This window comes from Phormidium sp. CCY1219, assembly GCF_035615515.1.
GTDB lineage: Bacteria > Cyanobacteriota > Cyanobacteriia > Cyanobacteriales > Laspinemataceae > CCY1219.
In genome coordinates, this window is the sequence record NZ_JAJENT010000649.1 from 1 (window position 1) to 3,976 (window position 3,976).

The window sequence follows — 3,976 nt, forward strand, 5'->3', positions numbered from 1 at the left end:
AGGCTGGTCAGGTGGTTAGAAGTACAAGCCCCTGGCTTTAGACATGGGGTTGGTTTCTACGGAGTCCCTGACGGTTCTAGGGCTGAAAGTTTGGGTCGTATTTTAAGCAAGCGTGCCGATTCGGCTTGCTTGACTCGGGGGAGGAGGAGCCTCGGCATTCGGCGTTACCTTCTGGGGGGAACGAGTCACAAGTGACTAGGGTTTGGGAATCGTAAATGTCGAGGGAACTTTCTCGACGCTGGCCAACGATCGCGATCGCTGTGCCTTCAACGATGGCTCACCCCTGCGCGCCCCATGCTGCCAAGTGGCGCGACTTTCCCCCATGCTATCTCCCTGGGTTGCCAAAATCGATCGCCTCAAGGAGTGCGCGTTACCCGGTTGCGGAGGGGGCGATCGCCCCTGCAAAACTGCGATCGCCCGATTCAACCCATGCAAACTCAAGCCAAACAGCGGCAATAATTCTGCGATCGCGCCACCGCCGCCCATTCCCGCCTTGCGGCCCCTGCCCAGCCAAAATAAGTATTTTTACTTATCGCCATTGCGGGAAAAGCGTGTTATAGTAAGAGAACGTTAGGGCACGTAGCTCAGTGGATAGAGCATCAGATTCCGGTTCTGAGGGTCGGGGGTTCAAATCCCTCCGTGCTCGTTGAAAAGCTCCAAAAGAGGGGCGGTTGGTTAACCAACCGCCCCATTTTTATGGGCGAGAATTACCCTTCATCACCGCCTTTGCCTTGCACGCCTTTCACGATGCGGGACAGTTCGCTTTTTTCATCCACGGCGATGCGGGAGGGAGAACCGCTAATAATCCGTTCGTAGTTGCGGAACGAATCTTTAATTTCCGGACCTTTCTCGCTAATCGTGTACTCGCGAATCCCCTTATCGTGCCAAGACCCGCGCATTTTAAACACATTAATCGCCCGGGACATTTCGCCGCGAATTTCCACATACTGCAACATAATAATCGTGTCAGTAATCGTAGAAATATGGGACTCGGTAATCGAATGAGCGCCCATAAACTGGTCCGTAGTATTGGTAAAGAACCCGGTAATTTCCTCTTGCTTGGCGTATCCCGTTACCCCAATCACAAATTGGCGGAAAGCGTTATTACTCACTCCTCTAGCCAAAGCAGACAGAGAATCGATCGCAATTCTAGCCGGTTTAAAATCCGCAATTTCGGTTTTAATCATTTGCAAGTGGTCTTCCAACCCGGCAGATTCGGGATAGGCGCACAGAATTCTCAACAAATCCTTTTTTTCCAGTTCTTCAAAATCAATTCCCCAAGAATAGGCATTTCGCAACAACTGGGCGCGGGATTCTTCATAGGCAAACATCATGGCCCGACCGCCGTTGACACAGGCATCTTCGAGGAACTTGCTTACCAATAAGGTTTTGCCGGTACCCGTCGCACCTGTAGCGAGAATAATTGAATCTTTGAAAAAGCCGCCGCCGCACATTTCGTCGAGGGTTTTGACGCCGGAAGAGAGGCGGACATTGGAGGAGCGTTGGGTGAGGCGCATGGCCCCGAGGGGAAAGATATTAATCCCTTCGTGAGTGATAGTAAATGGATATTCTCCTTTCATGTGGGTAGTGCCGCGCAGTTTTAAGATTTCCAGAGTTCGGCGGCGGCGCTCTCCTTCCAAAACATTGCGGACGATAACCACATTATCGGAGACGAATTCTTCCACGCCAAAGCGGGCGACTGGCCCGTATTCTTCCACTCGTTCGGTGGTCATAATCGTGGTTGCGCCCACTTGTTTGAGGCGGGCGACCAAGCGAAAGATTTCCCGGCGGACTACGGAGGCGGCATCATATTGCTGAAATACTGCGGTTACGGAGTCGATGGAGACTCGTTTGGCCTTGTATTTGCGAATGGCATACTGGATGCGCTCGATCAAGGCAGAGAGGTCGAAATTACCGACCACATCTTGTCCTTCCGGGTCTGGGGAGGCATCGAGAATGAACAGTTTGCCGCGATCGATTAAATTTTGCAAATCCCAACCAAAGCTATAGGAATTTTTAATGATATCGCTGGGAGATTCTTCAAAGGTAACGAAGACGCCGGCTTCGTCGAAATAGGTAATGCCATTATAGAGAAATTGAATGGCAAATAATGTTTTCCCCGTACCAGAGGTGCCGCTGACTAAGGTGGTGCGTCCCACAGGCATTCCGCCATGACTAATGTCATCAAAGCCCTCAATCATGGTGCGGATTTTCTGGACTCCTGTGGGAAGACGTTCTTCTCCTTGTTCATTTTGGTGATTCAGAGTCATAGCTTTGGTGCTAAAAAAAGATAGAATACTCGGGATAACTGGGAAATTTTACTACAATTCATCCAGCTTGCCATCAGCTTTAACGAATTTCCGATCGCTTTGGCGGTTGATAGAGTGAAGCAAGGGGGCAAATCATGTGGGGGACCTACTGGATTCATCTTTGAACAAGTGACCGAGGACAAATCAGCAAGGGTGCCTATTCGGTCTGCTCATTGTTATAATAAAAGTCCGGGTCTTGTTCGCGCAGTTCTTCGTAGAGCAAATCTAAGCCGATCAATACCTTTTCGCGATCGGAGAGGTCGCCGATGATTTTGCGAACCGGTGGGGGCAAAATTTTTGATAACGTGGGGGTGGCCAAGATTTTATCTTCTTCGGCGAGTTGGGGATTTTTCAATACATCAATGACCTTCAGAGCGTAGACGCCTTCAAACTCTTGTTCTAGGATGTTTTTTAGGGTTTTCAAAGCCCGAACCGAGTTGGGGGTATTACCCGCCACGTACAGTTTGAGGACATAGGTTTTTTTTGAGGCACTCATACATTCAGGAGTTAGCAGTTTATAAGATTAAAGACAGGGGTCAGCGGGGTACTCTGCCAGTTCAAGACTCGCGGGGGATAGACCGCCGATACATTTCACACAGATGAGCTATTATATCAATTAATGTCAAGCGGTAGTCGAGCAAAATTTCTTCGCTGCGACCTTCCAGCTTGAGCTGTTTGGCGAAATCATCCATTAATTCCATGTGAACTTCTACGAGCTGGGTGACAGAGACATCTGCCAAGAAAGCGGTGTTAACGAAGTCATCAATTTGTTGATTGAGGGTGTTATCGTTATCAAAATAGTTGAGAACAATTTCCCGATAATCGGATTTGAGTTCTGCTAAAAACTGCTGCCGTTCGGCGGGAGGCAGATTGCGAAGAAAATATTTTGGTTTGCGTTTGTAGTACACGCCAAGGTATCCTAATCTTTCCCTCAATTTCTCGGCCAGACGCCGCTGCTGAGGCACGAGGAAAGCTTGAGTTGAGAGGTCGCTGTTGGAGTCTGGTGGCTGTTTGATGTTGTCGGCGAGGTTGGCGGAGGCACATAGGTCGAGGAATTGAGCGATCGCGCGTTCCACAAACCTCTGGACTTCGCTCATTTGCGCCCAAGAAAAATGGACTTCCGCCCGGTGATAAACCACCTCCGGGGTAACTGGATTGCCATTGTTCGCGGTGGGAACCGATCCCACTTTGGCGTCAGTGAGGTCTAAATCGGTTGGCGGATCCAAAGTGGGGGGAGTGGGGGAATCAGGATGAGCGATCGCGGCAGGTAATAGGATCCCGCGTTGACCCAACGCCGCCAGTAGGGAATTCAACTGGGCATCAGCTTGTAAAATCAAACAGTCGAGCTGTTGCTTTTGACCCTCGACAAAAGCCACAAACTCCTCGATAATCTGAAAATTTTTCACCACATAGCCATCGCCTCCCAAATACGGGGAGAGCGATTCTGCCAAGGATTCTGTAGGCGCAAACGTACAAATAGACAGTTTTGGTCGCAAAACGTGAATAAAAAAAATAAATGACTCGAGCGATCGCTACTGCAGCATTACTGCGAGATTGCCCAGCCCACGGAAACCGGAGGCTGATGTTTGATTTGATACTCCCTACGGATAAATCCGAGGGATTCTTAAAGAGTCCAAAGTCGGACTTTTAAAGGCGCTTTTCCCCAC

4 protein-coding genes and 1 tRNA gene are annotated in these 3,976 nt (G+C 49.6%); 1 reads left to right on the forward strand and 4 read right to left on the reverse strand.

All coding sequences use genetic code 11. The features are described from left to right. Positions 1 to 195: 195 nt before the first annotated feature. Positions 196 to 486 carry a hypothetical protein gene (locus LKK83_RS18630; protein WP_324632780.1) on the reverse strand — a complete coding sequence of 97 codons (291 nt, stop codon included), beginning with the start codon at positions 484 to 486 and terminating at the stop codon, positions 196 to 198. 87 nt (positions 487 to 573) lie between these two features. On the opposite strand from LKK83_RS18630, the gene LKK83_RS18635 reads away from it, so the two are divergent. Beyond that, positions 574 to 646, forward strand: a tRNA-Arg gene (locus LKK83_RS18635). A 61-nt stretch (positions 647 to 707) separates the two neighbouring features. Here LKK83_RS18635 and kaiC read toward each other — a convergent pair. The 3 genes from kaiC to LKK83_RS18650 all read right to left on the reverse strand — a co-directional run bounded on the left by kaiC (position 708) and on the right by LKK83_RS18650 (position 3,805). Beyond that, positions 708 to 2,270, reverse strand: a complete 1,563-nt coding sequence (gene kaiC, locus LKK83_RS18640) for a circadian clock protein KaiC (protein ID WP_324632781.1) — start codon at positions 2,268 to 2,270, stop codon at positions 708 to 710. A 196-nt stretch (positions 2,271 to 2,466) separates the two neighbouring features. After that, a complete protein-coding gene (kaiB, locus tag LKK83_RS18645; protein ID WP_324632782.1) occupies positions 2,467 to 2,805 on the reverse strand; it encodes a circadian clock protein KaiB in 339 nt (112 codons plus the stop codon). 61 nt (positions 2,806 to 2,866) lie between these two features. After that, positions 2,867 to 3,805 carry a circadian clock protein KaiA gene (locus tag LKK83_RS18650; protein ID WP_324632783.1) on the reverse strand — a complete coding sequence of 313 codons (939 nt, stop codon included), beginning with the start codon at positions 3,803 to 3,805 and terminating at the stop codon, positions 2,867 to 2,869. Between the last annotated feature and the right edge of the window lie 171 nt (positions 3,806 to 3,976).

What these genes read in the sequence shown, in the direction of transcription:
- kaiB (WP_324632782.1), bottom strand. Translation starts at nt 2,805, where the DNA reads ATGAGTGCCTCAAAAAAAACCTATGTCCTCAAACTGTACGTGGCGGGT.
- LKK83_RS18630 (WP_324632780.1), bottom strand. Translation starts at nt 486, where the DNA reads ATGGGCGGCGGTGGCGCGATCGCAGAATTATTGCCGCTGTTTGGCTTG.
- kaiC (WP_324632781.1), bottom strand. Translation starts at nt 2,270, where the DNA reads ATGACTCTGAATCACCAAAATGAACAAGGAGAAGAACGTCTTCCCACA.